Source organism: Romboutsia sp. 1001713B170207_170306_H8, from assembly GCF_015550495.1.
Classification (GTDB): domain Bacteria; phylum Bacillota; class Clostridia; order Peptostreptococcales; family Peptostreptococcaceae; genus Romboutsia_E.
This window is the reverse complement of the sequence record NZ_JADNAX010000010.1, coordinates 13,801-39,535: the sequence shown is the minus strand read 5'-3', so window position 1 is coordinate 39,535 and position 25,735 is coordinate 13,801. Positions and strand designations below refer to the sequence as shown.

Sequence of the window (25,735 nt, the reverse complement as noted above, 5' to 3'; positions counted from 1 at the left end):
CAAAAGTGCAATATAACGCACAAAGGCAAGGGAGGATTTATGGAAGAATTAAACTCAATAATTAGTGCTAATTTATATAAAATAAGAAACGAAAGAAATTTAAGCTTAGATGAAGTATCTTCAATTACAGGAGTTAGTAAATCTATGTTAGGTCAAATTGAACGTGGAAAGTCTAATCCAACTATATCAACATTATGGAAAATATCAACAGGATTGAAAGTCCCATTTTCATCATTTATGGAAAAAAATAAAGCTAAGTATGAAATAGTAAATTATAAAAATATAAAACCTATATCAGAAGAGAATGGAAATATGAAAATTTATACGATTTTTCCATTTGATATAAATAATAAGTTTGAAATTTTAAATATAGAATTAGAAGAAGGATGTGTTCACAAATCATCTAATCATATTGATGGAGTAGAAGAGTACGTTATTGTAAATGATGGTGATTTAGAAATTAAACTTGGTTGTGATTATATAATATTGAACAAAGGGAAAGCAGTAAGATTTTTTGCAAATATAAACCACATGTATACTAATATAGGAAAAGGTAAATGTAAGTTTCAAAATATAATTGTATATACAAGGTAGTGTATTTATGTGTATGGTTATAAATAAATTTATAATAAAATATATAGAAAAATGTTTATAGTCTAAAAAATAAGGATAAATATAATATTGAAATAATTTATACTTAGGAGGATTTCAAAATGAAGGCATTTGTAGATAAAGACATATGTATAGGATGTGGAGCATGTACAGGTATATGCCCAGATGTATTTGATATGGATGATGATGGTTTAGCAGTTGCTATAGAAGGTGAACTAAATTCAGAATTACAAGATTTAGCTGTTGATGCTCAAGATAGTTGTCCTGTTTCTGCTATAACTGTTGAATAATAATTTAATAAATAATTTAACAAAAAATATCTTAGAGTTTCATATGAAACCCTAAGATATTTTTTAGAATAGAAATAGAGAATAATAGGAATGATTTAGAATAGATGTGAAATATATAATTTTAAATAAAGATATTTTATTAAAATAAAGAGGTAAATGCTATGGATATATTTACAATAGGACATTCAAATTACTCAATTGATAAGCTTATAGACATGCTTAAATTTTATAATATAAATTGCGTTGTAGATATAAGAGGAACACCCTATTCTAAGTATAATATTCAATATAATAAAGATAATATAAAAAATACTTTAATTAAGTCTGGGTATGTGTATATTTACATGGCAAAAGAGTTTGCAGCTAAAAGAGAAAATAAAATATCATATAATAAAGAAGGTTATTCAGATTTTGAAAAGGTTGTAAAAGAAGAAGATTTTATTAATGGAATTAAGAGATTAAAAAATGGATGTAAAAAAGGTTATAGGATAGTTCTTTTAGGTGCAATGCAAGACCCTATAAGATGCCATAGATCGATTTTACTTGGAAGAGAACTTGAAAAGCATGGTTTTAAAATAAATCATATATTAGATGATTACACTATAAAAAATCAAAGATATATAGAAGAAAGAATATTAGATAAGTATTTTGAAAATAGACATCAAATAACAATAGAGAATTTAATTGGACCATCACTTTCTAGAGAAGAAATGATAGATGAAGCATATAGAATGGCTAATAAAGATATTGGATATAGGATAGAACATATAGGCGAGTAATTATACTCGCCTTTTATAATTTATTTTATCTTTTCTTTATCCCAAATAAATAGTCTTTCAGAATTATTTAAAGCACCAAAAATATTTTTTTTAGAACCAGGAATTTCTTTATTTAAATTTGATATAAGTTCTTTAATATCTTGTCTATTAGTTTTACCGTCTGCAGGACAAGGGTTTTTTATAATTGGATAATTAAAGTCTTTTGCAGCTTTTTTAGTCATATATTCATCTATATAAACCATAGGTCTTATTATTGTTAAATCTTGTCTGTCCATATGTGTTTTTGGAGAAAAGCAATTTACTCTTCCCTCATATAACATAGACAATAAAAATGTTTCAATTGCATCATCTTTATGATGACCTAATGCAACCTTGTTACATCCTAATTTTTTTGCATTATCATTTAAGGCTCCACGTCTTAAATTTGCACATAAAGAACATGGATTTTTTTCTTTTCTTATATCAAATACAATTTCCTTTATATCTGTTTGTACCTCATAAAATGGTATATCTAAATCATCACATAATTTATATAAAGGTGAATTATCCACTCCTCCAGGATTTAAAGTAATTGCGATTAATTCAAATTTTTCTGGTGAAAATCTTTGGTAATTTTTTAATATATGAAGTAATGTAAGGCTATCTTTTCCGCCTGATAAACCAACAGCGATTTTATCATTCTCTTGTATCATATTAAAATCTTTTATTGCTTGACGTGCTTTGCTAAGTAACTTTTGCATATATGTCTTCCTCCTTTTTAGAAAGTAAAATCTAAACGATGCAAATATTATAACAAAATTAAATAATATGAACAATTAGAATGAATTTTTAAAAAATTAAAATATTTACATTGGATATAAAGTGATATATAATTCATGTAAACTGAATATTTTAACGTCTAAAGAAATACTTTAGACGTTTTTATGTATAAAAATATAAAACTATTTATAATATTTCTATGGAAATAAAATTTATAATAAGGGGGATTTTAAATGCAAAAAGTAGAAAGTTTTAAATTAGATCATACAAAGGTTAAAGCACCGTATGTTAGAAAATGTTGTGTTTTAGATGGATTAAAAGGTGATAAGGTAAGTAAATTTGATTTGCGATTCTTACAGCCTAATGTAGAATCATTTGGGACAGCTGCTATGCATGCATTGGAACATTTATTGGCAACATATTTAAGAGAAACACTAGATAATATAATTGATTTATCTCCAATGGGATGTAGAACAGGATTCTATCTTATAGTATGGGATGATGTAGATTCGTCTGTAATTAAAATTGGTCTAGAAAAAGCATTGAAAATGGTAATAGATTCAACAGAAGTTCCAGCTGCTACACCAATTGAATGTGGTAACTATAAGGATCTATCTTTATTTGGAGCAAAAGAATATGCAAAAAAAGTATTAGAAGAAGGATTCTCTTTAAATATATATGGAGAATAAATGATAGCAAAAGGGGCTAATAACTGTGAAAATTAAAGATTATATTAAAAATAATATATTAATATTTGATGGAGCAATGGGAACTATGCTCCAACAAAATGGATTAGAAATAGGAGAAAATCCAGAGTTATTTGGCTTAAAAAATCCAGAAGTACTAATGAAAATCCATAAGATGTATCTAGATGCAGGATCTAATGTAATAACAACAAATACATTTGGAGCAAATGAATTAAAATTAGATAAATTAGGATATACAGTTGAAGAAGTTTTAGATAGTGCTATAAAAATTGCTAAGATGGCTATTGAAAAAGCAGATAACTCTAAACCTAGATTTGTAGCACTAGATATAGGCCCGATAGGAGAAATGTTAGAGCCTACGGGTAAATTAAGCTTTGATAGAGCTTATGAAATATTTAAAAGGCAAGTTATACAAGGGGTAAAGTCAGGGGTAGACTTAATTATAATAGAAACAATGATGGATCTATATGAGGCAAAAGCAGCAGTTTTAGCAGCAAAAGAAAATAGTGAGTTACCAATATTCTGTACAATGACTTTTGATGAAGATGAAAGAAGCTTTACAGGATGTACACCAGAAAGTATGGTTGAAACTATTCAAAGCTTAGGTGTAGATGCAATAGGAGTTAATTGCTCTTTAGGCCCTAAAAAACTTATACCTATAATTGAGAAGATAACTAAAATAGCAACAGTTCCAGTAATAGTTCAAGCTAACGCAGGATTGCCAAATATAATAGATGGTAAAGCATATTATAATATGAATGAAAAAGATTTCTATAAAGGAGTAGAAGTTTTTATAAGGCTAGGAGTTAGAATTATAGGTGGATGTTGTGGAACAAGTCCAAAATTTATAAAAGAGATATGTGACAATATTAACAATATAAAATTACATAAAACAAAAAATGATTATAAATCCAACATTAGATACAATAGGTAAAAAGTAAAAATTAGGGTAGATATTTCCACCTCAATTGATTAAATCAGCTGAAACAGTAAAATTTTCTTTAAATATAATTAAAGATCATTTATTAAAAGAAAATAAAAATAATATATCAAAAGGAAAAATAATTGTAGCAACAGTACAAGGTAACATTCATGATATAGGAAAAAATATAGTTAAGATAATGTTAGTAAATTATAGATATAAGGTCATGGATTCATGAAAAGATGTACCTATAATGGATATTGTACAAAAAGCTAAAGAATATAATGTAAAACTTGTAGGATTAAGTGCATTTATGACTACAACACTTAAAAATACTATAAAAGTTTTAAGAGAAAATAGAATAGATACAAAAGTTTTTGTAGGTGGAGCTGTTTTAACAGAAGAATATGCTAAGAATATAGGTGCAGACTATTATTCAAAAGATGCAAAATCAGCAGTTGAGATAGCAAAGCTTAGTTTTTAACTTAAAATAAAAAAATAAGGGTTTAACCCTTATTTTTTTTGTAAAAATCTGTATAAATGAAATTTAAAATCGAAAAATGTAGAAAAAAAGCATAAGAATGTGATAAAATGGGAAGGTGATTCTTAGGGAGGGTACGAAAAGATATGATGGAAAATAACCAAAGGTATACATTAGTTTTCGGAGTATCAGTTTTTGATATATGTGGATTTACAGATAGTAACTATAGATGTAATGATTCTAACCCAGGAAAAGTAAGGACATCATTCGGAGGAGTATGTAGAAATATAGCTGAATGTATGTCAAGGGTAGGAGTTAATACTCAGTTTATATCTATCCTAGGTGATGATGAAGCTGGTAAAGCAATGCTAGAACATTCTAAGCAAATGAACTATGATATGAGTAATTCATTAATTATAGAAGGTGGACATACACCTACTTATATGGCCGTTTTAGACGAGCACGGAGAAATGGTGTCTGCAGTAGTAGACATGAAAATAATAGATAAATTTACAACTGAATTTATTGATTCTAAGGCTGATATAATAAGAAACGCCGAATATATGATACTAGATTCAGATAGACCTGATATAGTAGAATATATATTAAAGAACTTTAGTGGAAATACTAAGTTTATATTAGACCCTGTATCAGCGGCTAAAGCAAAAGAAGTAAAACATTTAATAAAATACTTCCATACAATAAAGCCAAATAGATATGAAGCTGAAATAATGTGTGGAATGAAAATAAAAAATGATGAAGACTTAAGAAAAGCAGGAAGATACTTCATCGACTTAGGTATAGAAAATGTATTTATAACATTAGATGAAGATGGAATCTACTACAATAATGGAGTAGAAGAAGGTAAAATTAAAGCTAATGATGTAAATGTTGTAAACGTTACAGGTGCAGGAGACTCATTTGTAGCAGGTATAGCATATGGATATGCTAACAAGTGCAACTTAATAGATACACTAAAGTTTGCTATATCAATGTCTACAATAACTATATCTACAGAAGAAACTATTCATCCAGAGATGGGATTTGATTTAGTTCAAAAGTACGTAAATGATATAATTTGGAGTGAAGTAAAATTTGATAAATAAAGATTTTACTAAATCGAATAAATTATATATAATTTAAGTACAATAAACCTAGTATTAGAAATTAATCTATATTATAATATAGATAGATTAATATAAAATTTTGTCGTCAACAAAGTTAAAATAGGCTAAGTTTTTATAACTTAGCCTATTTTTTTATATATAGATATTTTACTAGAAAGCCCAATTTCCATCCTTAAATATTTGTATAGTATCTCCATTATTTGTTTCACCAATAATATTCATATCAGAAGAACCTATCATAAAATCAACATGAGTTAAACTATCGTTTATTCCGTACTTATCAAGATCTTCATCTTTTATATTATCACCATTTTTTATACAAGTCTTATATGCAGAACCTATTGCAAAATGACAAGATGCATTTTCATCATATAAGGTATTAAAGAATACTATATTAGTATCAGATATAGGAGATTTAAATGGAACTAAAGCAACCTCACCTAAATAATGAGAACCTTCATCTGTTTCTATAAGCTTTCCTAATGTCTCATAACCTTTTTTAGCAGTATAGTCTATTATTCTACCATCTTTAAATGTTAAGGAAAAATTATCTATAACATTTCCACCATAAACTAGTGGTTTTGTACTATAAACAATTCCATTAACTTTAAATTTATGAGGTAAGCAAAATACTTCTTCAGTTGGTATATTAGGATTAAATTTAACTCCATTAGGGTCAACCGAAGCACCACTTAGCCATATATGACCCTCTGGTAATTCCATAGTTAAATCAGTTTTTTCAGATTTAAATTTTAAAACTTTAAAGTTTTTATCATTTAAGAAATCCATTCTTAGTTTTAAATCATCATTATGTTTTTTCCATGCTTTAATTGGATCTTGCCCATCAACTCTAGAACATTTAAATATAGCATCCCATAGTTTATCTATAGCTTCATTTGAGGATACATTAGGGAATACTTTTTTTGCCCAAGCCTCAGTAGGTACAGATACGATACTCCACTTACACTTATCAGTTAATGTATAAGATCTCCATTCTTTTAAAGCTAATCCAGAAGCTTTTTGATAATTAGCAACTCTTTGAGGATCAACATCCTTTAATAAATCTGGGTTAGCAGCATGAATACTTAAAAATGCACCTCCCTTTTTAGCAATATCAACATATTGATCAGCTATCCATCTTGGGAATTCATTAAACACTTCTTTAGGTGCATTTAAGTATCTTATTAGAGTACATTCTTCATCAGACCACTCTACATATACATTTTTAGCACCTATATCATAAGCATGTTTAACAACTTTTCTTACAAATTGAGCACACTCGATTGGTGATCTAACAAGCAATTCTTGACCGGGTTGAATATTAACACCAACTTTAACTGCTAACTCAGCATACTTATCTAAATTTTTATTAAAATCCATATAATACCTCCAATGTTAAGTTAAGTAAAATTTATATATATTTTATTATATCATACTTATATTTTAGGGAATAACTAAGAGAAAAATACTTATTTTAAATTGATTTATATAATAATAAGTAATGTGTATATTTATAGGTAAAAATAATATAAATTAATATAGATTTTATATTAAATATATGTACAAAAATATTTAAAAGAATTTATAATAGAGTAATGGAGATAAATCGATGAAGTAAGGCAATTTAAAATAAATTGTTAAGTTAGGAGGAAATAGATGGAGTTATATGATGCTATTTTTTATAGAAAATCTATAAAAAATTATTCAAATAAAAGTATAAAATCATCATTAATGGAAGAAGTTAAGTGTCTATGTAGCAATATAACTTATCTAAATGAAGAATCAAATATAAAAGCACATGTAATAGATAGAGGGCATTTAATTCAATTTTTAATGGGAAAATCATGTGATATAAAAGCTCCTCATTACATAGTAATAACATCTAATAAAGGTGAAGATTATTTAGAAAATATCGGTTTTGCAGTAGAAGAGATTGTGTTAGGGTTAACATCTCTAGGAATAGCTACATGCTGGATACAATCTAATTTAAAGAGAGAGGACGTACTAGAGTTTATTAATTTTGAAGACATAGATATTGAAGATGAAGATTATGAACAGAAGTTAGAGAGACCATATGTTATAATTGCATTTGGATATGCAGAAAAAGAAGAAAAGCTTTTTAAATCTATGAATTCAGAACCAGACAGAAAAAGATTAAAAAAGATTTGTAAAAAAATTGATAAAAAGTGGATTAAAGTTCTTAAAGCAGTTAGATTCGCTCCTTCTATTAAAAATAGCCAGCCATGGGTATTTTACGCTAAAGATTATGGATTTGATGTATATGAAGAGAAGCCTAAAAAAGGTATAGTAAACGAATCAAAAATAAGTATGGGTATAGCATTAAAACACTTTTATCTAGCATGTGAAAGGTTTAATATAGATGTAAAGTTTGAAAAAATAAATTTAAAGAAAAAAAGAGGCAAAAATTATATTTGTAGTATAATTGAAAATAAATCTATTGAATAAAAGAACTGTTGACATACTTTAAATTTAATGTAATAATTGTTTTAAGAAAAATAGATAAAGCTTTAATTTACTCCAGAGAGAGTTTTAAGCATTATATTAGTTAAATAAAAATAAAATACACCTTAAATTTAGTCCAGAGAGTCTAAGAAGGTTAGATAATATAAACTTGATTACATTATAACCCTTTATCTGGATGATAAAGGGTTTTTTTATAAAAATAAAAAATGAATAAAGTCTTTTAAAATAGTCCAGAGAGGCTGAGAAAGATATCTAAAAACTAATTATGGATTTAAAATTAAGTTTAGATAGAGTCCTTATACCTCTTTATAGGTATAAGGACTTTTTTATTAGATAAAGGCTTTATTAAAAAGGAGAAGGCATATGAGAAATGGTAAAGAAAAATTAATAGTTGCAATTGACACTAATGAATTTGATAAAGCTAGAGAGTTAATAGATAAGTTAGAAGATAGTGTAGATATATTTAAAGTTGGTTTAGAGCAATATGTAGCAACAAGAGGAAAAACAGTAGATTACTTAAATGAAAAAGGAAAAAAAGTATTCTTAGATCTTAAGTTTCACGATATACCAAATACCATGCAAAGTGCAGCAAGAGCAGCAGTAAGAGATAAGGTATGGTTAATGACAATACATGTATCTGATATGGAAGGTATGAGACAGTGTGCTTTAGCTGCAAAAGAAGAAGCAGAAAAATTAAATATAGAAAAGCCAATAATAGTTGGAGTTACAGTTTTAACATCTTTAAGCAATCAAGATTTACAAGATATAGGATGTAACATGAATACAGAAGAATTAGCTATAAAGAGAGCTAAGTTAGCTAAGGAAGCAGGAATAGATGGAATAGTTTGCTCAGCTCAAGAAGTTGATAAGATAGTAGAGGCTTGTGGTAAAGATTTCGTGACAGTTTGTCCAGGAATAAGACCTGCATCGTCAGAAGTAGGAGATCAAAAGAGAGTTGTTACTCCAGCTGATGCAATAAACAGAGGAGCTCACTACTTAGTTGTCGGAAGACCTATAACTAAAGCAGAAAATCCAAGAAAAGCAGCTGAAAAAATAGTAAATGAAATAGAAAATGCTTAGGGGGTAGGTTAAATGAAGGGTAAATTAATATTAGAAGACGGAACGATATTTGAGGGAAAAGCCTTTGGATATTTAAAGGATAGCGTAGGGGAAGTAGTATTCAATACATCAATGACAGGTTATGGTGAAGTTTTAACTGACCCATCATACTATGGTCAAATAGTTACAATGACATATCCTCTTATAGGAAACTATGGAATAAATTTAGAAGATGTTGAGTCGAAAGGTGTTCATGTAAAAGGATTTATAGTAAGAGAAAAGAGTGACACTCCTAATAACTTTAGATGCGAAATGGATATAGATACATACTTAAAGCAAAATAAAGTAATCGGTTTAGAGGGGATAGATACGAGAGCTTTAACAAAGATATTAAGAAATAACGGTACAATGAGAGGAATAATAACTTTAGAAAATACTTCATTAGAAGATGTTAAGGCTAAGTTAGAAAGTTTCTCAAATACACAGGCAGTAAAGACAGTAACAAGAAAAGAAATAGAACGTATAGAAGGAAATGGACCTAAAGTAGCAGTTATGGATTTTGGTGTTAAGCAAAATATACTAAGATCATTTGCATCTCGTGGTTGTGATGTAACAGTATTCCCTGCATTAACTAAGCCAGAAGAAGTATTATCTATAAACCCAAATTTAATATTCTTATCAAATGGGCCTGGAGATCCAGAAGATTTAGAAGAAGTAATAGAAAATATAAAAGAATTAGTAGGTAAAAAGCCAATAGTAGGAATCTGCTTAGGACACCAACTTTTAGCTTTAACATTAGGTGGAAAAACAGGAAAACTTAAATTCGGACATAGAGGTGGGAACCATCCAGTTAAAGATTTAGAAGAAGGGAAAGTATTTATAACATCTCAAAATCATGGGTACTATGTATGTGAGATGCCAGAAAATATGGAAGTTACTCATATAAACTTAAATGATAATACAGTGGAAGGTATGAGACATAAAGAATTACCAATATACAGCGTACAATATCATCCAGAAGCTTGTCCTGGACCAAAAGATAGTGATTATGTATTTGATAAATTCTTAGAATTAGTATAGTTGTTATAAATATTTAAGAGATTAAGGAGATTAAGATTATGCCTAAAATAGAGAGTATAAAAAAGACATTAGTACTGGGATCAGGGCCAATAATAATAGGTCAAGCGGCTGAATTTGACTACTCAGGAACTCAAGCGTGTCAGGCTTTAAAAGAAGAGGGAGTAGAAGTTATATTAATAAATAGTAACCCTGCAACGATAATGACGGATCAAGAGATTGCAGATAATATATACATAGAGCCATTAACAATAGAATTTATAGAAAAAATAATAGAAAAAGAAAGACCGGATAGTTTATTAGCAGGAATGGGTGGTCAAACTGCTCTTAATTTAGCTGTTGAATTACATGAAGCAGGTATACTTGAAAAGTATAATGTTGAAATAATAGGAACATCTGTTGAATCTATAAAAAAAGGTGAAGATAGAGATACATTCAGAGAAGTAATGAGACAAATAAATCAACCAGTAGTAGTAAGTGATATAGTAACTGATTTAGAAAGTGGATTAGAATTTGCAAATAAAATAGGATATCCAGTAGTTGTAAGACCTGCATACACATTAGGTGGAACTGGTGGAGGTATAGCTGAAACCGTTGAAGAATTAACAGAAATACTTACTCAAGGTTTACAATTAAGTCCAGTTAAACAAGTACTACTTGAGAAAAGTATAAAGGGTTGGAAAGAAATAGAATACGAAGTAATAAGAGATGGTAATGGAAACTGTATAACAGTATGTAACATGGAAAATATAGACCCTGTTGGAGTGCATACAGGAGATAGTATAGTTGTTGCACCTAGCCAGACTTTAAGCGATAAAGAATATCAAATGCTTAGAAAAGCATCTATAGATATAATAAATGCAATAGAAGTTAAAGGAGGATGTAACGTTCAAATAGCGCTAAATCCTCATAGTTTAGAGTATGCAATAATAGAAATAAATCCTAGAGTTTCAAGATCTTCAGCTCTTGCATCGAAAGCTACAGGATATCCAATAGCTAAAGTTGCAGCAAAAATAGCTTTAGGATATACATTAGATGAAATAGAAAATGCAGTAACAAAGAAAACTTACGCATGTTTTGAACCAACTCTTGATTACGTAGTAGTTAAGATACCAAAGTGGCCATTTGATAAGTTTAAGCAAGCTAACAGAAAGTTAGGAACAAAGATGATGGCAACAGGTGAAATAATGAGTATAGGAAGTAACTTTGAAGCAGCTATGCTTAAAGGTATAAGATCTCTAGAAATAGGAAAATACTCATTAGTTCATGCTCCTTCTGAAGAAAAGAGCTTAGAAGAATTAAAGGCTAGTATAGTAGTACCAGATGATGAAAGACTATTCGACTTAGCTGAAATGATAAGAAGAGGCTACAAAATAGATATGATAGAACAAATCACTGGTGTAGATAAGTGGTTTATAAATAGATTCAAATGGATAGTAGAGCAAGAAGAAAAGTTAAAAGGAATGAAGATAGAGGACTTAACTAAAGAGTATCTTCTTGAATTAAAGAAAAAAGGATTCTCAGATAAGGGGATATCTGACTTAATGAAAATAAGTCCAGAGAAAGTTTATGAATTAAGAACTTTATATAGCATAAAGCCTGCATATAAGATGGTTGATACTTGTGGTGGGGAGTTTGATGCATTATCTCCATACTACTATTCAACTTATGAGCAATATGATGAAGTTGTAGTAAATGACAAGAAAAAAGTTGTAGTTTTAGGCTCTGGTCCTATAAGAATAGGTCAAGGTATAGAGTTTGACTACTGTTCAGTTCACTGTGTTAAAGCACTTAGAAAGATGGGAATAGAAACTATAATAGTTAACAACAACCCAGAAACAGTAAGTACAGACTTCGATACATCTGATAAATTATACTTCGAACCATTAACAGAGGAAGAAGTATTAAACATAATAGAAAAAGAACAACCAGATGGAGTAATATTGCAATTTGGTGGTCAAACAGCTATAAAGTTAGCTAAATTCTTAGATGAAAAGAGAATACCAATACTAGGTACAAATTTTGCAGATATAGATGCAGCTGAGGATAGAGAAAAGTTTGATGAATTATTAGAAAAATTAAATATAAATAGACCGAAAGGGAAGGCTGTATGGTCAGTTAAAGAAGGTATAGAGGAAGCTAGTAAATTAGGATACCCTGTACTTGTTAGACCATCTTATGTACTTGGAGGTCAAGGTATGGAAATAACTTATGAAGAGCATAAGTTAGAAGCATACTTACAAAGTGCATTTGAAAGAGATAAGAAAAACCCAGTACTTATAGATAAGTATTTAACTGGTAGAGAAATAGAAGTAGATGCAATTTGTGATGGAGAAGAAATATTAATACCAGGTATAATGGAGCACTTAGAAAGAGCTGGTGTTCACTCTGGAGATAGTATAACTATGTATCCTAGCCAAAATGTATCTGATGAAATAAAAGCTAAAATATTAGACTATACTAAGAAAATAGCATTAGAGCTTAACGTACTTGGAATGGTTAACATACAATTTATAGAATTCCAAGGGGAATTATATATAATAGAGGTTAACCCAAGAGCAAGTAGAACAGTTCCATATATAAGTAAGGTAAGTAAAGTGCCAATTGTTGATTTAGCAACTCAATGTATGTTAGGAGCTAAGTTAAAAGATTTAGGATATGGAACAGGAGTATATAAAGAGCCTAAGTTAATATCAGTTAAAGTTCCAGTATTCTCTATGTCTAAGTTATCTAGAGTTGACGTAAGTTTAGGGCCTGAAATGAAATCTACAGGAGAAGTTTTAGGTGTAGGGGAAACTTTAGAAGAAGCGCTATATAAAGGATTTATAGGTGCAGGAAAGCAAATGTCTGATGAAAGAGGAGTTGTGCTTGCTACTATAAATAATTATGATAAAGCTGAATTTATGGAAATAGCAAAAGATATGAAAGAACTAGGATATACATTTGTGGCTACATCAGGAACAGCTAAGAGTTTAGAAGAAAATGGAATAGAAGCTACTGTAGTCAATAGAGTAGAGGAATCTAGACCAAATATATTAGATGCAATAAGAAATAAACAAGTTGATATAGTGATAAATACTCCTACAAAAGGTAATGACTCAACTAGAGATGGATTTAAAATAAGAAGAACTGCAACTGAGTTCTCAACTGAAGTAATGACATCTTTAGATACATTAAAAGCTTTAGTGGGTGTTAAGAAAAAGCAAATAAACAAATCTAGATTAGAAGTTTATGATATAGCAAAGTAAATATTAGATATATAAAATAGCTACCTTAAGTATGAGGTAGCCATTTTATATATTAAGCATTATTATATCTCTAAGTTGAGAATTTATATATTTTAATTTATCAAAATCTGAAATTCCATCTTCGTCCAATATAAGCTTTATTGATTTTAAAGCACTTTTTAATTTAAATTCTTCTTCTCTTTGTAATTCAAGTATTCCTTCAACTATACTTTGTCTATTTAATTCAATCATATTTATACCCCCTAGAATATATTTATCTAAATTATGGACATAAATAGAAAAAATATACCTAAAGACTATAAGCTATTAATTATTTTATAGCTTACAGTCTTTAGGTTAACTTATATAAATAGACTAAATTTTTATCTCCTATAAATTCTTCTTTTGAGATTTGTACCTTCACAATAGAATCTAGGATGTATATATGGAGCAAATTTACTAAATGTTAATTTAAATTTAGAAGTTCCAAACTCTTCCTTTGCAAGTTGACCAGCATCAAAATACACTACTAACCCATCATTTTCAAGATAAAAAGCTTGATCATCAGTAATAAAAAATTCAACATTCTCAAAGTATAAATCTTTATTCTGGTTTATTTTATAATTTACATAGTCAGTAATAACTTTTATATAATCTACACCTGGATTAAATATATCTTTTAAAGCGATTTTATTTCCAGTAAGTAAATCATAATTATAGTTATACAATGTATCGTACCTAGGTAAATTATTTCCGGAAAATCCTAATACATTGATAATAACACTAAGCAAATGATTTTTATTAAAGGTAACTGCAAAATTAGAAAATGCGCTATAAATTCTTTTTTCTTCAGGTTTATTATCAGCTACAGTTGAGTTATAATCCTGTTCTTCTTTTGCAAGGCCATCTCTAAAATCATTAACATCTTCTTTTATAAGATTACTTATATTATTTAATATAGATGGATTTGCGAAGAAATATCCGGTATTAAAATTAAAGAAAGCTGGATATTGAATATTGTAGTGAAAAGTAGAGCCTCTAGAAAACTCTTCATTGAAATCAGTATAAATAAGATTATACAGACAATTACTTGCGGGTTGAGAATTAGACACAAAGAATCCCCCTTTATTTAGATTATCAATTACAATATAATATGCGATGAAAATTTAAATTATTAATAATAAAATAAATAAAATAATGTTTGTAAGAAAGCAAATGAAAGTATATAAACTATTTAAAAGAGCGAAAATATAACTAAATATGGTATAATACAGAAGATTAAAAAGAATTTTTGACAGGAGGAATATAATGTTAATATTAGCAGATAAATGGAAAGATTATGAACTTATAGATATGGGTAACGGAGAGAAATTAGAGCGTTGGGGTAATATAGTATTAAGAAGACCAGATCCTCAAGTTATGTGGCCGATTAGAAATGAAAGTGGGTTATGGAAAAATCCACACGGTCATTACCACAGAAGTGAAAGAGGTGGAGGACACTGGGAAACTAAAAAGAAATATCCTGAAAAGTGGACTATCAGTTATAAAAATTTAAAATTTAATATAAGCCCAACAGGATTCAAACATACAGGTTTATTCCCAGAGCAAGCAGCTAACTGGGATTGGTCTATGGAAAAGATAAAAAATGCTGGAAGACCTATAAAGGTATTAAATCTTTTTGCATATACAGGAGGAGCTACAGTTGCATGTGCAGCTGCAGGAGCTGATGTTTGTCATGTAGATGCATCTAAAGGTATGGTTACTTGGGCGAAGGAAAACTTACACACATCAGGACTTGGAGATAGAAAAGTAAGATTTATAGTAGATGATGTTGTTAAATTTGTGGAAAGAGAAATAAGAAGAGGTAATAAATACGATGCTATAATAATGGATCCTCCATCTTATGGAAGAGGACCTAAGGGAGAAGTATGGCAAATAGAAGAAAAATTATATGGATTAGTAGATTTATGTACTAAGGTATTATCAGATAATCCTTTATTCTTCTTGATAAACTCATATACAACAGGTTTATCTCCAATAATATTAGAACATATACTAGATGCTACAGTAGCTAGAAAAGCTAAGGGTGGTAATATATATGGTGGAGAAATAGGAATACCAACATCAAGAGATGGAAAAGTTCTTCCATGTGGTATATTTGGAAGATGGGAGAGTAAGTAATGGTAAAAGTTATATATGAAGATAACCATCTATTAGTTGTAGAAAAGCCTGTGAATATACTATCACAAGGTGATGACACTAATGATAAGGATATGGTTAACCTTCTTAAAAACTATGTAAAGGAAAAATATAATAAACCAGGAAATGTGTTTATTGGATTAGTACATAGATTGGATAGACCAGTAGGTGGAGTAATGGTATTTGCTAAAACTTCAAAAGCAGCATCTAGATTATCAGAACAAGTTAGAAACAAAAGTTTTAAAAAAACATATAGAGCTGTTATACATGGAGCTATGAATAAAAAAGAAGATACTTTAAAAGATTATCTTTATAAAAATAAAAAAACTAATATGGTCAGTGTTGTAAATAAGAATCATAAAGATTCTAAAAATGCTGAATTAAATTATGAGACTTTACAAGTTAAAAATAATTTTAGTTTGGTTCAAATAGATTTGAAAACTGGAAGACCACATCAAATAAGAGTTCAATTTGCAAGTAGGAAACATCCTTTATTTGGGGATCAAAGATATGGTCAAAATGTAAATAAAATTGGGCAACAAATTGCACTATGGTCTTATAAAATAGAAATAGATCATCCTACAACAAAAGAAAAAATGGAGTTTATTTGTGAGCCACCAAAAGAACTTCCATGGAATTTGTTTGATAAATAAAAGGGCTTTATAAAATTTATTTTGTGTACTACATAAAGACAGAATAATTATTCTGTCTTTATGTTTATATATTTAAAAATAAACTTTATAGATGCTCTATTTTTATTTTAAGATATGAAGTTTAAAAATAATAATATATTTGATAAGTAAATATAAAAATATTGATTAAACTATTATAGTATAATAGTTTAATCAAATAATAAAAAAACTTTAGTATGTAAATGAGGAATTAAGTATGAATAATTATGTGGGATTTTATATTGAAGAACCTGTTGGAAACAATGTTTTTTCTTATGATGAAAGAGAAAATAAGAAGATATTTATTCCAAAACTAATAAAAGGAACTTTAAATGATGTTGTTTTAGGTGAAAATATTGTATTTAATGAGATTGATGAAGGTAATGAAATAAAGGCTAAAGGCTTAAAAAACATGGTTCACTGTAATATAGGTGATAAGGATGTATATGTTTTTGATAATCACAATCATGCACTTTATTTTTGGATGAAAAGTCTTAATCTAAATCATTTTACTAAGGGATGCAAATTAATTCATGTAGATCAACATAAGGATATGAGAGAACCTATAAATTATGATGTAGATTTATATAATATGAAAGATGTATTTAGATATACAAATAAAGTTTTAAATGTGGGTAACTTTATAAAGCCGGCTTTAAAATATGGTATTTTTTCTGAGGTTATAATAATAGATAGTTCATATGGATTTGATATAAATATAGATGGAGAATATATACTAGATATAGATTTAGATATATTCTCAAAAGATATGGATTATATACCTTATGACTTAAGGTTAAATAAAATAAAAGACCTTATAAAAGGTGCGAAAGTTATAACCATAGCTACCAGTCCTTACTTTATAGAGCAAGACTATGCTATAAAAGTATTAAAAGAATTATTTAATTATGATATAATAGAATAGTTAATTATTTATACTATAGTATAAGTTAGAAATTTAAGTAATTTATATTATAAAAAAGAGATAAATTTTAGGAGGATTCAAACATGAGTTTATTTACTGAATGGAGATCTTTAAGTGAAAACCATGACAGCCAAGAAGCTGAAATAAAGTTCTGGGAAGAGTACTTAAAGGTAGAGACAACTATATACAATGAAATATTAAACGACAAAATAGAAGTATTAGAAGGAACTGTAGCTGAGTTAGCTGAAAAATTCAATACTTCAAATGAATACATAATGGGATTCTTAGATGGAATAAGTGAAAGCTTACAAGAAGATATAGATTTAGAATCTATAGAAGCTGACACTAAGGTTACTGTTAAAATAGATTTCGAAAAATTATTCTACAACATGGTAGCTGTAGAAGCACACTGGTTACATACTTTACCAGGTTGGGAAGGAATATTATCTGTAGAGAAGAGAAAAGAATTAACTAAGGCTTTCAAAAACTCTAAGACTATAGTTAAAGAAGACAAAGTAGGAAGAAACGATGCTTGTCCATGTGGAAGTGGTAAAAAATATAAGAAGTGTTGTGGAAAATAATTTGAAAATAATGGAATAAATAAGGGTATTCTCATTGAAGTATTAAGAAATAATATCTTAGTAATTCAACTGAGAAGTACCCTTTTAGTTTTTGCATATAAGTGAAATATCTCTAGCAATTTTAGAGGCTAATTCAGCATTAATATAAAGTTGTTTTATGTGGGAATTTTCATCGCTGTCTACAATAAGATTTGAATTTATTATCAAAAAACCACCATCAAGATTTAAGTCCTTTTTTATTTTAAAAATTTTTGAAATTTCAGATGTAGAATTTATTTTATATTTTGCAGCTTTGTTATTTAAAACTATTATATTGTGAGACTCTAAGTAATTTAATGTAATGTCTAAATCCATATCAGTGTTTACTTTATTAGATATAATAAAAATTTCATTAGAACATAGTTTTTGTAAATCAGATGGAACTTGTATCTGATTATAGTTTGTTTTAAAAATTCCATTTATCTTATTAGTAAGAAGTACATTTATATTTGCTAGGTTAGCTATTGTTATAGCAGAAGATAGTGTTGTAGTACATGTTAAACTATGAGATATAGCAAATGGTAAATCAGTTATACTTGCTGATTGAGTTTTACTGTTAGTTAATAAAATATTAAGTTCTTCTTCAGTAAGTCCAACTTTTAATATTCCATTTATAATTGCAGTTGTAGCAGGTATAGCCCCATTATTTCTTATAATTTCACAAATTTTATTTGAAACTTCTATATTCTTAGGGTAATTAGTAGTATTGATGATTGAATGAGACTCTAAGGCTACAACTGGGTAGCCAAAAGAGATTGATTTTTGAACTTCAGGATGTATGTTTAAATATTTTTCTAACATAATGATAGCTCCTTTAATGTTTCTTCTAAGTTAATTCCATCCGATGAAATAAATTTATCTTTTCCTATTTTTATAAATACACGCTTTACTCCTTTATTTAAAAAATAGTTGCAACATCTAGATATATCATCTTCATTATAAATTTTTATATCTGATAGTATCTCAGCTTCACTTTGACTTAATTTTATAAAATCAAATCTTTCAACCATATTTTTAACTTTAATACACTTTGAAGAAGATACAGTGTCTATTAAAATTGGAATATGAGAGTAGAATTTTGTTATAAAGTCTATAGTTTTTTCTGGTAAATTTGTATCTAGTATAATAGCAATAGAATCGCTTATAGCTGAATGCTTTGAATTAATAAAATTAACATCGATTTTCTCTGTAATATCCATATGAGATATAGCAAGTTGCATATCATTTAAATTATTGAATATTGATATATATATTGATGTTGAATCATCACTTGATATATAGCAATCATCTACATCTATACCATAACTTTTACACTCTGATAAAATTGTATTACCATACAAATCATTTCCAATTGCAGATATAAGTTTTGTATTAAATCCTAATTTACGAATATATTCAGCTAAATTCATACCAGCGCCACCTACAGATAGGTTTATCTTTCCAGGATTCGAATCAAACATTACTAGTTTATTGTTTGACATCCCTTCAATATCTATACTAGAACCTCCAATTATAGTGATATAGTTTTCTTTTTTTATTATGTATCCTTTTCCCTTAATGTAACCCTTTTTCATGAGATTTGTTATATGTACAGCAACGGAAGACCTAGTTATAGAAAGTATGGATGCAAGTTCTTTTTGAGATATTAATGGATTTTTTTTTAAGATACTTAAAATTTCTTTTTCTCTGTCAGTCATATTATCACCCCAAATAGATAATTACTTATTTTTATAAGTATTGGTTTCAAAATATGTTATCACCATATTTTCTATTTTTCAACAATAAAATGTTTTATATTCATCAATAAGGAACAAAAAACATTGATGGACATATTATAAAGTAAGATAAATTTTGCTTGGGAGGACAGTCATGAAAATAGGGGATATAGTAGCGAGAAAGTCATATAATAAAGATATTATATTTAAGATAGTTGGGTTTAATATAGATGAAAATAATAAAAAAATAGCTGTATTAAAAGGGGTTGCATTTAGGGTTTTAGCAGATGCATATTTAGAAGATCTAGAAATTGTACAGATGCCTGATATGAATGATATTTTAATAGATAGAAATGTAGAAAATTTATTATATAGATCAGTGAAAAAGGCTAGAGAAAGACAAAAGAAAAATATGAGGGGATTACCAAAAGCTCAATCAAATACTAATATGTATGGAATGCCAGGTAAAGTACTTCAAATAGATGGAGATAAAGAATATTTAAAGATATGCCTAGATGTATACACTCAATTAGGAATACCAGCTGTTGGAGTTTCTATATCTGAAGCAAACCAATATAAAGAAGTAAGAAGTCTTTTAGAAAAGCATAATCCAGATATATTGGTAATTACAGGTCACGATGCACTTACATCAAAAAAAGGAAATATAAAGGACTTAAGTAATTATAGAAATTCATTAAACTTTATAAAAGCTGTTAAAGAAGCCAGAAAATGGGAACCAAATGTGGATAATCTTGTAATATTTGCAGGAGCGTGTCAGTCAAATTATGAACAAATAATAAAATCAGGTGCTAACTATGCAAGTTCACCAGGTAGAATAATGATTCATGCTCTAGACCCAGTATTTATAGTAGAAAAAATAGCCTGCTCTAGAATAGATGTTGTTGTACCAATCGATGAAGTTATAGAACAGACAGTCACTGGATATAAAGGAATTGGTGGTTCAGAAACAAGAGGAAAATTTAGATGGGCTATGCCAAAAACAATTTTATACTAAAAAAAACAATATTATACTGTATTCTTAAAAAATACTATTGACTTTTTATTAAAAAATATATAAAATTATTAGTTTAAACGTTTGACAATTAAATAAAAACATGGTATTATGTAAACATACAAACGTTTAAAGAAGGTGATATTGTGGCTACTGTTCAAACTTTAGATAAGATAAGATCAAGTTTGGAAAGACATTTAGGAAAGAGGATAATACTAAAGGCTAACAAGGGGAGAAAACAAGTTATAACAAGAAAGGGAGTACTTGAAAAAGTTTATCCTAGTGTATTTGTTGTAAGATTAGACGACAGTCAAAATGGATACTCAAGAGTATCTTATAGTTATTCAGATTTATTAACAGCTAATGTTAAGTTACAAGTGTATAAAGGTAGAGAGAAAGATAAATTAAACGCAAGTTAAAATTATACCTATTAAAAATAGGTGTAATTTTTTTTTTGTCTTATAAATATAAATATAGTGTGATAACTTATATTTTTTATATACAAGGGGGACAAATATGGAACTAATAAAAGATGTTATAAAGATTGACAATAGAATGGACTTTGGAAAATTTCAAACATTTATAGAGTCAGAGGCAGTAGTGCCAGATAAAAAATCAGATGTGTATGACATTGTAAAAACAGAGGGGTACATAGCTCTGAAAAAAATAGAAATTGCAGATGGGAAAGTAGTGTGTAGAGGTAGTTTTAATTATAATGTGATTTATATAGCTGATGATAAGAATACTATTTCAAATGTAGATGGTAAAATTGACATAAATGAGGTAATAGACAAAGATAATGTTACTCAAGACATGGAGTATATGTTATATCCTGAAATAGAACATGTTGATTGTACAATAATGAATGAGAGAAAGATTAGAATAGGAGCTTTGATCAATATAAAAGGTAGCCTATTTGAAAAGAAAAGACTAGATATAGTAAAAGATGTATCTCAAGTAGAGGGAATACAAAAAAGTAGAAAAGAAGTTAGTTATCAAGATATAGTGGGTATAGAAAAATCAGAGAGTGTTATAAGAGATACAATAACTATAAATACAGAGGAAGTACAATCAATTATAAGTGTGAATCCATATGTAAGAATAAAAGAAAGTAGAGTTAGTGATAATAAGGTTATAATTGGTGGTGTACTAGATATAAATCCTCTTGCATGCACTTATGATGGAGAGCTTGTAGAACTAGATAAAGTAGATATTGATTTTACTCAATTTATAGAGGTTCCTGGGGTTTGTGATGGTATGAATGAAGAAACATTACTATCTATAAATGATTTTAATTATATATTTAAGCAAAATGGTGATAGCAATACTGGTATATTAGAAATTGATTGTACTATAAGTAGTAAAGTAAAAGTGACAGATGAAGTTGCACGAGAAGTGTTACAAGATGCATACTCACCACAAAAAGTACTTAAGTTTGATCATAGATTAATAGAACTAAACAAAGTATTAGCTAGTGATACAGAAAGTTTTGTAGTTAGGGATACTATAAAAAATGATAATGAAGATATACAAATAAAAGATATTGTAAGTGTTTGCCCATCAATTTCAATCGAAAATGCATATATGGAAGATGGTAAAAGCATAATACAAGGTATAATAAAAATGGATATACTATATGTTCCTGTAGAAGGATTAAAAATCGTATATAAAATAAGTGAAGAAATACCGTTTGAACACGATGTTGAAGTTGATGGTTTATCAGATACTTCGTCTGTATTCAATACAGTATGCATAGAAAAAGTAGAAGTTGATTTAAATAGAGACCAAATAGATGTGTCTGTTAAAGTTAACAGATTCATAGAAGTAATAGATAAAAAATCAGAAAGTTTTATAATAAAAGGTGAAGATTGCGGAGATTATGATTTATCAAAGGCACCAAGCATTATAGTTTATATATGTAAAGAAGGGGATAGTCTTTGGAATATAGCTAAAAAATATAATACAACAGAAGAAGAAATTTCTGAACTTAATGATTTAAAAGATGATGATATATTAAAACCAGGAAAATGCTTAATATTAGAGAAGAAAGTAGTTATGGTTGATTAATATTATATAAAAATAAAATAATAGGGTGTTATAATGCCCTATTATTTTATTTTTTGTAGTATAATATTTATAAATAGGAATGCATTATACGATATATAAAGGAGGCTAAAATGAATTCTATAGAATTAAAGAGCAGGGCAAAAATAAATTTATCAATAGATGTCCTAGGTAAAAGACAGGATGGATATCATTTAGTCGAAATGATAATGCAGACAATAGACCTGTACGACATCATAAAAATTAAAGAAGTTAATAATAATGACATAATAATAAACAGTAATAGCTCAGATATTCCATTAGATGGAAATAATATAGTTTATAAAGCTGTAGATCTACTTAGACGTACTTTTTCTATAGAAAAGGGAGTTGAAATTTTTATAGAAAAGAATATACCTATAGCAGCAGGAATGGCTGGAGGTAGCTCTAACGCAGCAGCAGTATTAGTAGGTCTTAATAAGATGTGGAATTTAAACTTATCGGATAAAAAATTACAAGAACTTGGATTTAAATTAGGAGCGGATGTACCTTTTTGTATAGTAGGAAATGCGGCTTTAGCTAAAGGTGTCGGAGAAGAGCTTACATACATAAAAGGTTTACCTAAAGATGTTAGTATATTAGTTTGCAAGCCAGAGTTATTTGTTTCGACAAAAGAGGTATACGAGGGATTAGACTTAAGTAATATCAAAATTAGGCCTAATAATGAATACTTAATACAATGTTTAAAAAACAATGATATAGATTCTATATCAAGAAATATGGTAAATGTACTTGAAGCAGTTACCAGTAAAAATCATGCTCAAATAAAAGAAATAGAAGAAATTATGAATGAAAATAAGGCATTAGGTTCTATGATGAGCGGAAGTGGTCCTACTGTATTTGGTTTATACAAAAATAAGGAAGATGCTTTAAAAGGGAAAAAGGAATTACTGAAGAAATATAAACAAGTATATGTAGTTAATAGTAGTGAGAAAGGAGTTGAAATTAATGGATAATTTAACTAAATTAAATTTAGATGATTATAAACCATTAAGGGATGTAGTATTTGAAAACTTAAGAGAAGCTATACTAGAAGGTAACTTAAAACCAGGTCAAAGATTAATGGAAGTTCAACTTGCAGAACAATTAGGTGTTAGTAGAACACCAGTTAGAGAGGCAATAAGAAAATTAGAGCTAGAAGGTTTAGTTGTTATGCTACCAAGAAAGGGAGCATATGTAGCAAATATGTCTCTAAAAGACGTAATAGATGTATTAGAAGTAAGAGCTAGCTTAGAAGGGTTATCAGCATCTCTTGCAGCGGAAAGAATAAGTGATATAGACTTAAAAAAATTAAAGAAAATAGCAGAAGAATTTAAAGAAAGTACTATAAATTCTGATATAGAAACTTTATTAAAAAAAGATGTTGAGTTTCATGAATGTATATTTAAAGCCGCGAATAATAAAAAGCTACATCAAGTAATAAATTCTTTATGGGAACAAGTGTATAGATTTAGAGTAACATACATATCAGATTACGATTCATCTTTAAGTATAGTTGAGGAGCATCAAAATATATTAGATGCGATTGAAAAAGGGGATTGTGAATTAGCTAAAAAATATGCTACGGAACATATAGAAAATGCAGAGCATTTCATGATAGATAAAGCAGTAAATAATAAAGAGTTATAAGAGAAGGGAAACCTTCTTTTTTTATTGTATAAATTCCTCTAAAATGGAGATACTCAAAATAGTAAAATATTTAGGGGGATATAAAATATGAAAGAGAGAATAATAAAAACTAGATTGGTAATTCTAATTTTAAGTTTTATAGGCATTATTTCAATAATGTCTATATCTATAAAAGGTGAAGTTGATAAAATAGATAGTAGTACAGAAAGTTACAAAGAAAAGTTGATAAGATTTCATGTTATAGCTAACAGTGATAGTGATGAGGATCAAGAATTAAAATTAAAAGTAAGAGATGAAATTATAAGTTATTTACAACCAAAGTTGGGAAACTCAAAAAGTATAGAGGAAAGTGAAAATATAATAATCAATGAGTATGAGAATTTACACAAAATAGGCAAAGAAACGATAGAGGCTAATGGATATAGCTATGATGTTAAAGTAGGAATTGAATATAGTAACTTTCCAACAAAACAATATTCTAACGTTATTTTGCCTGCAGGAGAGTATAAGGCATTAAAAGTTGTAATAGGAAACGGTACAGGTAAAAACTGGTGGTGTGTAATGTTTCCTCCATTATGTTTTGTAGATGAAGAAAATGGAGTAATAGATGAGGCTACAGATGAAAAACTACAGTCTATATTAAGTGAAGATGAATACAAATTAATTACCACTAAAAATAAGGAAGAGGAAAGTGTTGTTAAATTTAAATTCAAGATAGTAGAAGTTATGAAGGGTATATTTTAATCATCAATCAAAAAAAGGAGTGAATTTAACTATGGATAGGTGCTATAAAATTATAGTATCTCTACTAGTTTTTATGTGCATAATTATTGGCACTAGTAAAGGTTTTGCAGAAGGGGATGATTTTGAAGATAAATCAATACCAGCTGTAAAGACAAATAAAAAAGAAGAAAGAAAGGCCGTAATAAATTTAACTAATGAAGAAATTTTATTGTTATCAAAATTGGTAACAAGTGAAGCTAGAGGAGAGAGCTATGAAGGACAGGTTGCTGTAGCAGCTGTTGTAATAAATAGAGTAAAAGATTCGAGGTTTCCAAACTCAATAGAAGATGTTATATATCAAAAAAATGCGTTTTCGGTAGTGAAAAATGGATCAATAAATATGAATCCAACTGATGAAGCATATAAAGCTGCTCAAGCAGCTTTATATGGAGAGGATCCAACTGAAAAAGCTGTATACTTTTGGAATCCAGAAATTTCTACGTGTAAATGGATTCAAAAGCTTAACCCGCATATGAGAATAGGAAATCATGTATTCGCAAAATAGTTCATTATGCATTTGAAAATAAAGAAGCCTTGCTTCTTTATTTTTTTGT

Annotated in this window: 29 protein-coding genes; 23 read left to right on the top strand and 6 right to left on the bottom strand. The window is 28.2% G+C overall.

Annotation, left to right across the window (positions count from 1 at the left end):
* Positions 1–39 precede the first annotated feature (39 nt).
* The 3 genes from I2A66_RS14155 (at position 40) to I2A66_RS14145 (ending at position 1,681) form a co-directional block, all read left to right on the top strand.
* Entirely contained in the window at positions 40–594 is a 555-nt protein-coding gene (locus tag I2A66_RS14155) for a helix-turn-helix domain-containing protein (protein ID WP_122640901.1), read from the top strand.
* 119 nt (positions 595–713) lie between these two features.
* Complete coding sequence (locus I2A66_RS14150; protein ID WP_122640899.1) at positions 714–902, top strand: ferredoxin; 189 nt, start codon at positions 714–716, stop codon at positions 900–902.
* 161 nt (positions 903–1,063) lie between these two features.
* Positions 1,064–1,681 carry a DUF488 domain-containing protein gene (locus I2A66_RS14145; RefSeq protein ID WP_122640898.1) on the top strand — a complete coding sequence of 206 codons (618 nt, stop codon included), beginning with the start codon at positions 1,064–1,066 and terminating at the stop codon, positions 1,679–1,681.
* A 20-nt stretch (positions 1,682–1,701) separates the two neighbouring features.
* On the opposite strand, the gene I2A66_RS14140 is transcribed toward I2A66_RS14145, so the two are convergent.
* Positions 1,702–2,421, bottom strand: coding sequence for a tRNA 2-thiocytidine biosynthesis TtcA family protein (locus I2A66_RS14140; RefSeq protein ID WP_147516748.1), 720 nt, complete (start codon positions 2,419–2,421; stop codon positions 1,702–1,704).
* Between the two features lie 252 nt (positions 2,422–2,673).
* On the opposite strand from I2A66_RS14140, the gene I2A66_RS14135 reads away from it, so the two are divergent.
* The 5 genes from I2A66_RS14135 (at position 2,674) to I2A66_RS14125 (ending at position 5,656) form a co-directional block, all read left to right on the top strand.
* On the top strand, positions 2,674–3,129 hold the full coding sequence (locus tag I2A66_RS14135) for an S-ribosylhomocysteine lyase (protein ID WP_122640895.1): 456 nt from the start codon (positions 2,674–2,676) through the stop codon (positions 3,127–3,129).
* Positions 3,130–3,154: 25 nt separating this feature from the next.
* Entirely contained in the window at positions 3,155–4,081 is a 927-nt protein-coding gene (locus tag I2A66_RS17700; protein ID WP_330615483.1) for a homocysteine S-methyltransferase family protein, read from the top strand.
* Between the two features lie 34 nt (positions 4,082–4,115).
* The gene (locus tag I2A66_RS17695) at positions 4,116–4,307 is read left to right on the top strand and encodes a hypothetical protein (protein ID WP_330566296.1); all 192 of its coding nucleotides are present in this window, start codon (positions 4,116–4,118) and stop codon (positions 4,305–4,307) included.
* Positions 4,308–4,322: 15 nt separating this feature from the next.
* Positions 4,323–4,553, top strand: coding sequence for a cobalamin-dependent protein (locus I2A66_RS17690; RefSeq protein WP_330566295.1), 231 nt, complete (start codon positions 4,323–4,325; stop codon positions 4,551–4,553).
* 143 nt (positions 4,554–4,696) lie between these two features.
* A complete protein-coding gene (locus I2A66_RS14125; protein WP_164489081.1) occupies positions 4,697–5,656 on the top strand; it encodes a carbohydrate kinase family protein in 960 nt (319 codons plus the stop codon).
* A 171-nt stretch (positions 5,657–5,827) separates the two neighbouring features.
* On the opposite strand, the gene I2A66_RS14120 is transcribed toward I2A66_RS14125, so the two are convergent.
* Positions 5,828–7,057 carry an aminopeptidase gene (locus I2A66_RS14120; protein WP_122640894.1) on the bottom strand — a complete coding sequence of 410 codons (1,230 nt, stop codon included), beginning with the start codon at positions 7,055–7,057 and terminating at the stop codon, positions 5,828–5,830.
* Positions 7,058–7,333: 276 nt separating this feature from the next.
* On the opposite strand from I2A66_RS14120, the gene I2A66_RS14115 reads away from it, so the two are divergent.
* From I2A66_RS14115 to carB, 4 genes are all read left to right on the top strand, one after another.
* Positions 7,334–8,143: a nitroreductase family protein gene (locus I2A66_RS14115; protein WP_122640893.1), complete on the top strand. Its 810-nt coding sequence runs from the start codon at positions 7,334–7,336 to the stop codon at positions 8,141–8,143.
* A gap of 381 nt (positions 8,144–8,524) precedes the next feature.
* On the top strand, positions 8,525–9,241 hold the full coding sequence (gene pyrF, locus I2A66_RS14110) for an orotidine-5'-phosphate decarboxylase (RefSeq protein WP_195251893.1): 717 nt from the start codon (positions 8,525–8,527) through the stop codon (positions 9,239–9,241).
* Between the two features lie 12 nt (positions 9,242–9,253).
* Entirely contained in the window at positions 9,254–10,300 is a 1,047-nt protein-coding gene (locus I2A66_RS14105) for a carbamoyl phosphate synthase small subunit (RefSeq protein ID WP_195251892.1), read from the top strand.
* A gap of 38 nt (positions 10,301–10,338) precedes the next feature.
* Complete coding sequence (gene carB, locus I2A66_RS14100; protein ID WP_122640890.1) at positions 10,339–13,545, top strand: carbamoyl-phosphate synthase large subunit; 3,207 nt, start codon at positions 10,339–10,341, stop codon at positions 13,543–13,545.
* A gap of 45 nt (positions 13,546–13,590) precedes the next feature.
* On the opposite strand, the gene I2A66_RS14095 is transcribed toward carB, so the two are convergent.
* Both I2A66_RS14095 and I2A66_RS14090 read right to left on the bottom strand, forming a co-directional pair.
* Entirely contained in the window at positions 13,591–13,776 is a 186-nt protein-coding gene (locus I2A66_RS14095; protein WP_122640889.1) for a hypothetical protein, read from the bottom strand.
* Positions 13,777–13,907: 131 nt separating this feature from the next.
* On the bottom strand, positions 13,908–14,636 hold the full coding sequence (locus I2A66_RS14090) for a DUF3298 and DUF4163 domain-containing protein (RefSeq protein WP_122640887.1): 729 nt from the start codon (positions 14,634–14,636) through the stop codon (positions 13,908–13,910).
* A gap of 196 nt (positions 14,637–14,832) precedes the next feature.
* On the opposite strand from I2A66_RS14090, the gene I2A66_RS14085 reads away from it, so the two are divergent.
* From I2A66_RS14085 to I2A66_RS14070, 4 genes are all read left to right on the top strand, one after another.
* The gene (locus tag I2A66_RS14085) at positions 14,833–15,705 is read left to right on the top strand and encodes a class I SAM-dependent methyltransferase (protein WP_195251891.1); all 873 of its coding nucleotides are present in this window, start codon (positions 14,833–14,835) and stop codon (positions 15,703–15,705) included.
* A complete protein-coding gene (locus I2A66_RS14080; protein ID WP_122640884.1) occupies positions 15,705–16,376 on the top strand; it encodes an RluA family pseudouridine synthase in 672 nt (223 codons plus the stop codon). The genes I2A66_RS14085 and I2A66_RS14080 overlap by 1 nt, the downstream gene beginning before the upstream one ends.
* A gap of 235 nt (positions 16,377–16,611) precedes the next feature.
* Positions 16,612–17,319 (top strand): UPF0489 family protein, encoded by a 708-nt coding sequence (locus I2A66_RS14075; RefSeq protein ID WP_122640882.1) that lies wholly within the window; start codon positions 16,612–16,614, stop codon positions 17,317–17,319.
* Between the two features lie 83 nt (positions 17,320–17,402).
* Positions 17,403–17,900 (top strand): SEC-C metal-binding domain-containing protein, encoded by a 498-nt coding sequence (locus I2A66_RS14070; protein ID WP_122640881.1) that lies wholly within the window; start codon positions 17,403–17,405, stop codon positions 17,898–17,900.
* An 84-nt stretch (positions 17,901–17,984) separates the two neighbouring features.
* Here I2A66_RS14070 and I2A66_RS14065 read toward each other — a convergent pair whose 3' ends face one another.
* Both I2A66_RS14065 and I2A66_RS14060 read right to left on the bottom strand, forming a co-directional pair.
* Positions 17,985–18,740 (bottom strand): pseudouridine-5'-phosphate glycosidase, encoded by a 756-nt coding sequence (locus tag I2A66_RS14065; protein WP_122640879.1) that lies wholly within the window; start codon positions 18,738–18,740, stop codon positions 17,985–17,987.
* Positions 18,734–19,636 (bottom strand): PfkB family carbohydrate kinase, encoded by a 903-nt coding sequence (locus tag I2A66_RS14060; RefSeq protein WP_122640878.1) that lies wholly within the window; start codon positions 19,634–19,636, stop codon positions 18,734–18,736. The genes I2A66_RS14065 and I2A66_RS14060 overlap by 7 nt, the downstream gene beginning before the upstream one ends.
* Positions 19,637–19,808: 172 nt before the next feature.
* Here I2A66_RS14060 and yabG point away from each other — a divergent pair, with 172 nt between their 5' ends.
* The 7 genes from yabG (at position 19,809) to I2A66_RS14025 (ending at position 25,686) form a co-directional block, all read left to right on the top strand.
* Positions 19,809–20,669: a sporulation peptidase YabG gene (gene yabG / locus I2A66_RS14055; RefSeq protein ID WP_122640877.1), complete on the top strand. Its 861-nt coding sequence runs from the start codon at positions 19,809–19,811 to the stop codon at positions 20,667–20,669.
* Between the two features lie 143 nt (positions 20,670–20,812).
* The gene (locus I2A66_RS14050; RefSeq protein ID WP_147516750.1) at positions 20,813–21,085 is read left to right on the top strand and encodes a Veg family protein; all 273 of its coding nucleotides are present in this window, start codon (positions 20,813–20,815) and stop codon (positions 21,083–21,085) included.
* A gap of 97 nt (positions 21,086–21,182) precedes the next feature.
* Complete coding sequence (locus I2A66_RS14045; RefSeq protein ID WP_195251890.1) at positions 21,183–22,733, top strand: DUF3794 and LysM peptidoglycan-binding domain-containing protein; 1,551 nt, start codon at positions 21,183–21,185, stop codon at positions 22,731–22,733.
* Positions 22,734–22,843: 110 nt separating this feature from the next.
* Positions 22,844–23,725: a 4-(cytidine 5'-diphospho)-2-C-methyl-D-erythritol kinase gene (gene ispE, locus I2A66_RS14040; RefSeq protein WP_147516752.1), complete on the top strand. Its 882-nt coding sequence runs from the start codon at positions 22,844–22,846 to the stop codon at positions 23,723–23,725.
* Entirely contained in the window at positions 23,718–24,398 is a 681-nt protein-coding gene (locus I2A66_RS14035; RefSeq protein WP_122640872.1) for a GntR family transcriptional regulator, read from the top strand. Before ispE ends, I2A66_RS14035 begins: the two co-directional genes overlap by 8 nt.
* An 87-nt stretch (positions 24,399–24,485) precedes the next feature.
* Positions 24,486–25,142 carry a stage II sporulation protein R gene (spoIIR, locus tag I2A66_RS14030; RefSeq protein ID WP_122640871.1) on the top strand — a complete coding sequence of 219 codons (657 nt, stop codon included), beginning with the start codon at positions 24,486–24,488 and terminating at the stop codon, positions 25,140–25,142.
* Between the two features lie 31 nt (positions 25,143–25,173).
* Complete coding sequence (locus I2A66_RS14025) at positions 25,174–25,686, top strand: cell wall hydrolase (protein WP_122640870.1); 513 nt, start codon at positions 25,174–25,176, stop codon at positions 25,684–25,686.
* Positions 25,687–25,735: the final 49 nt, after the last annotated feature.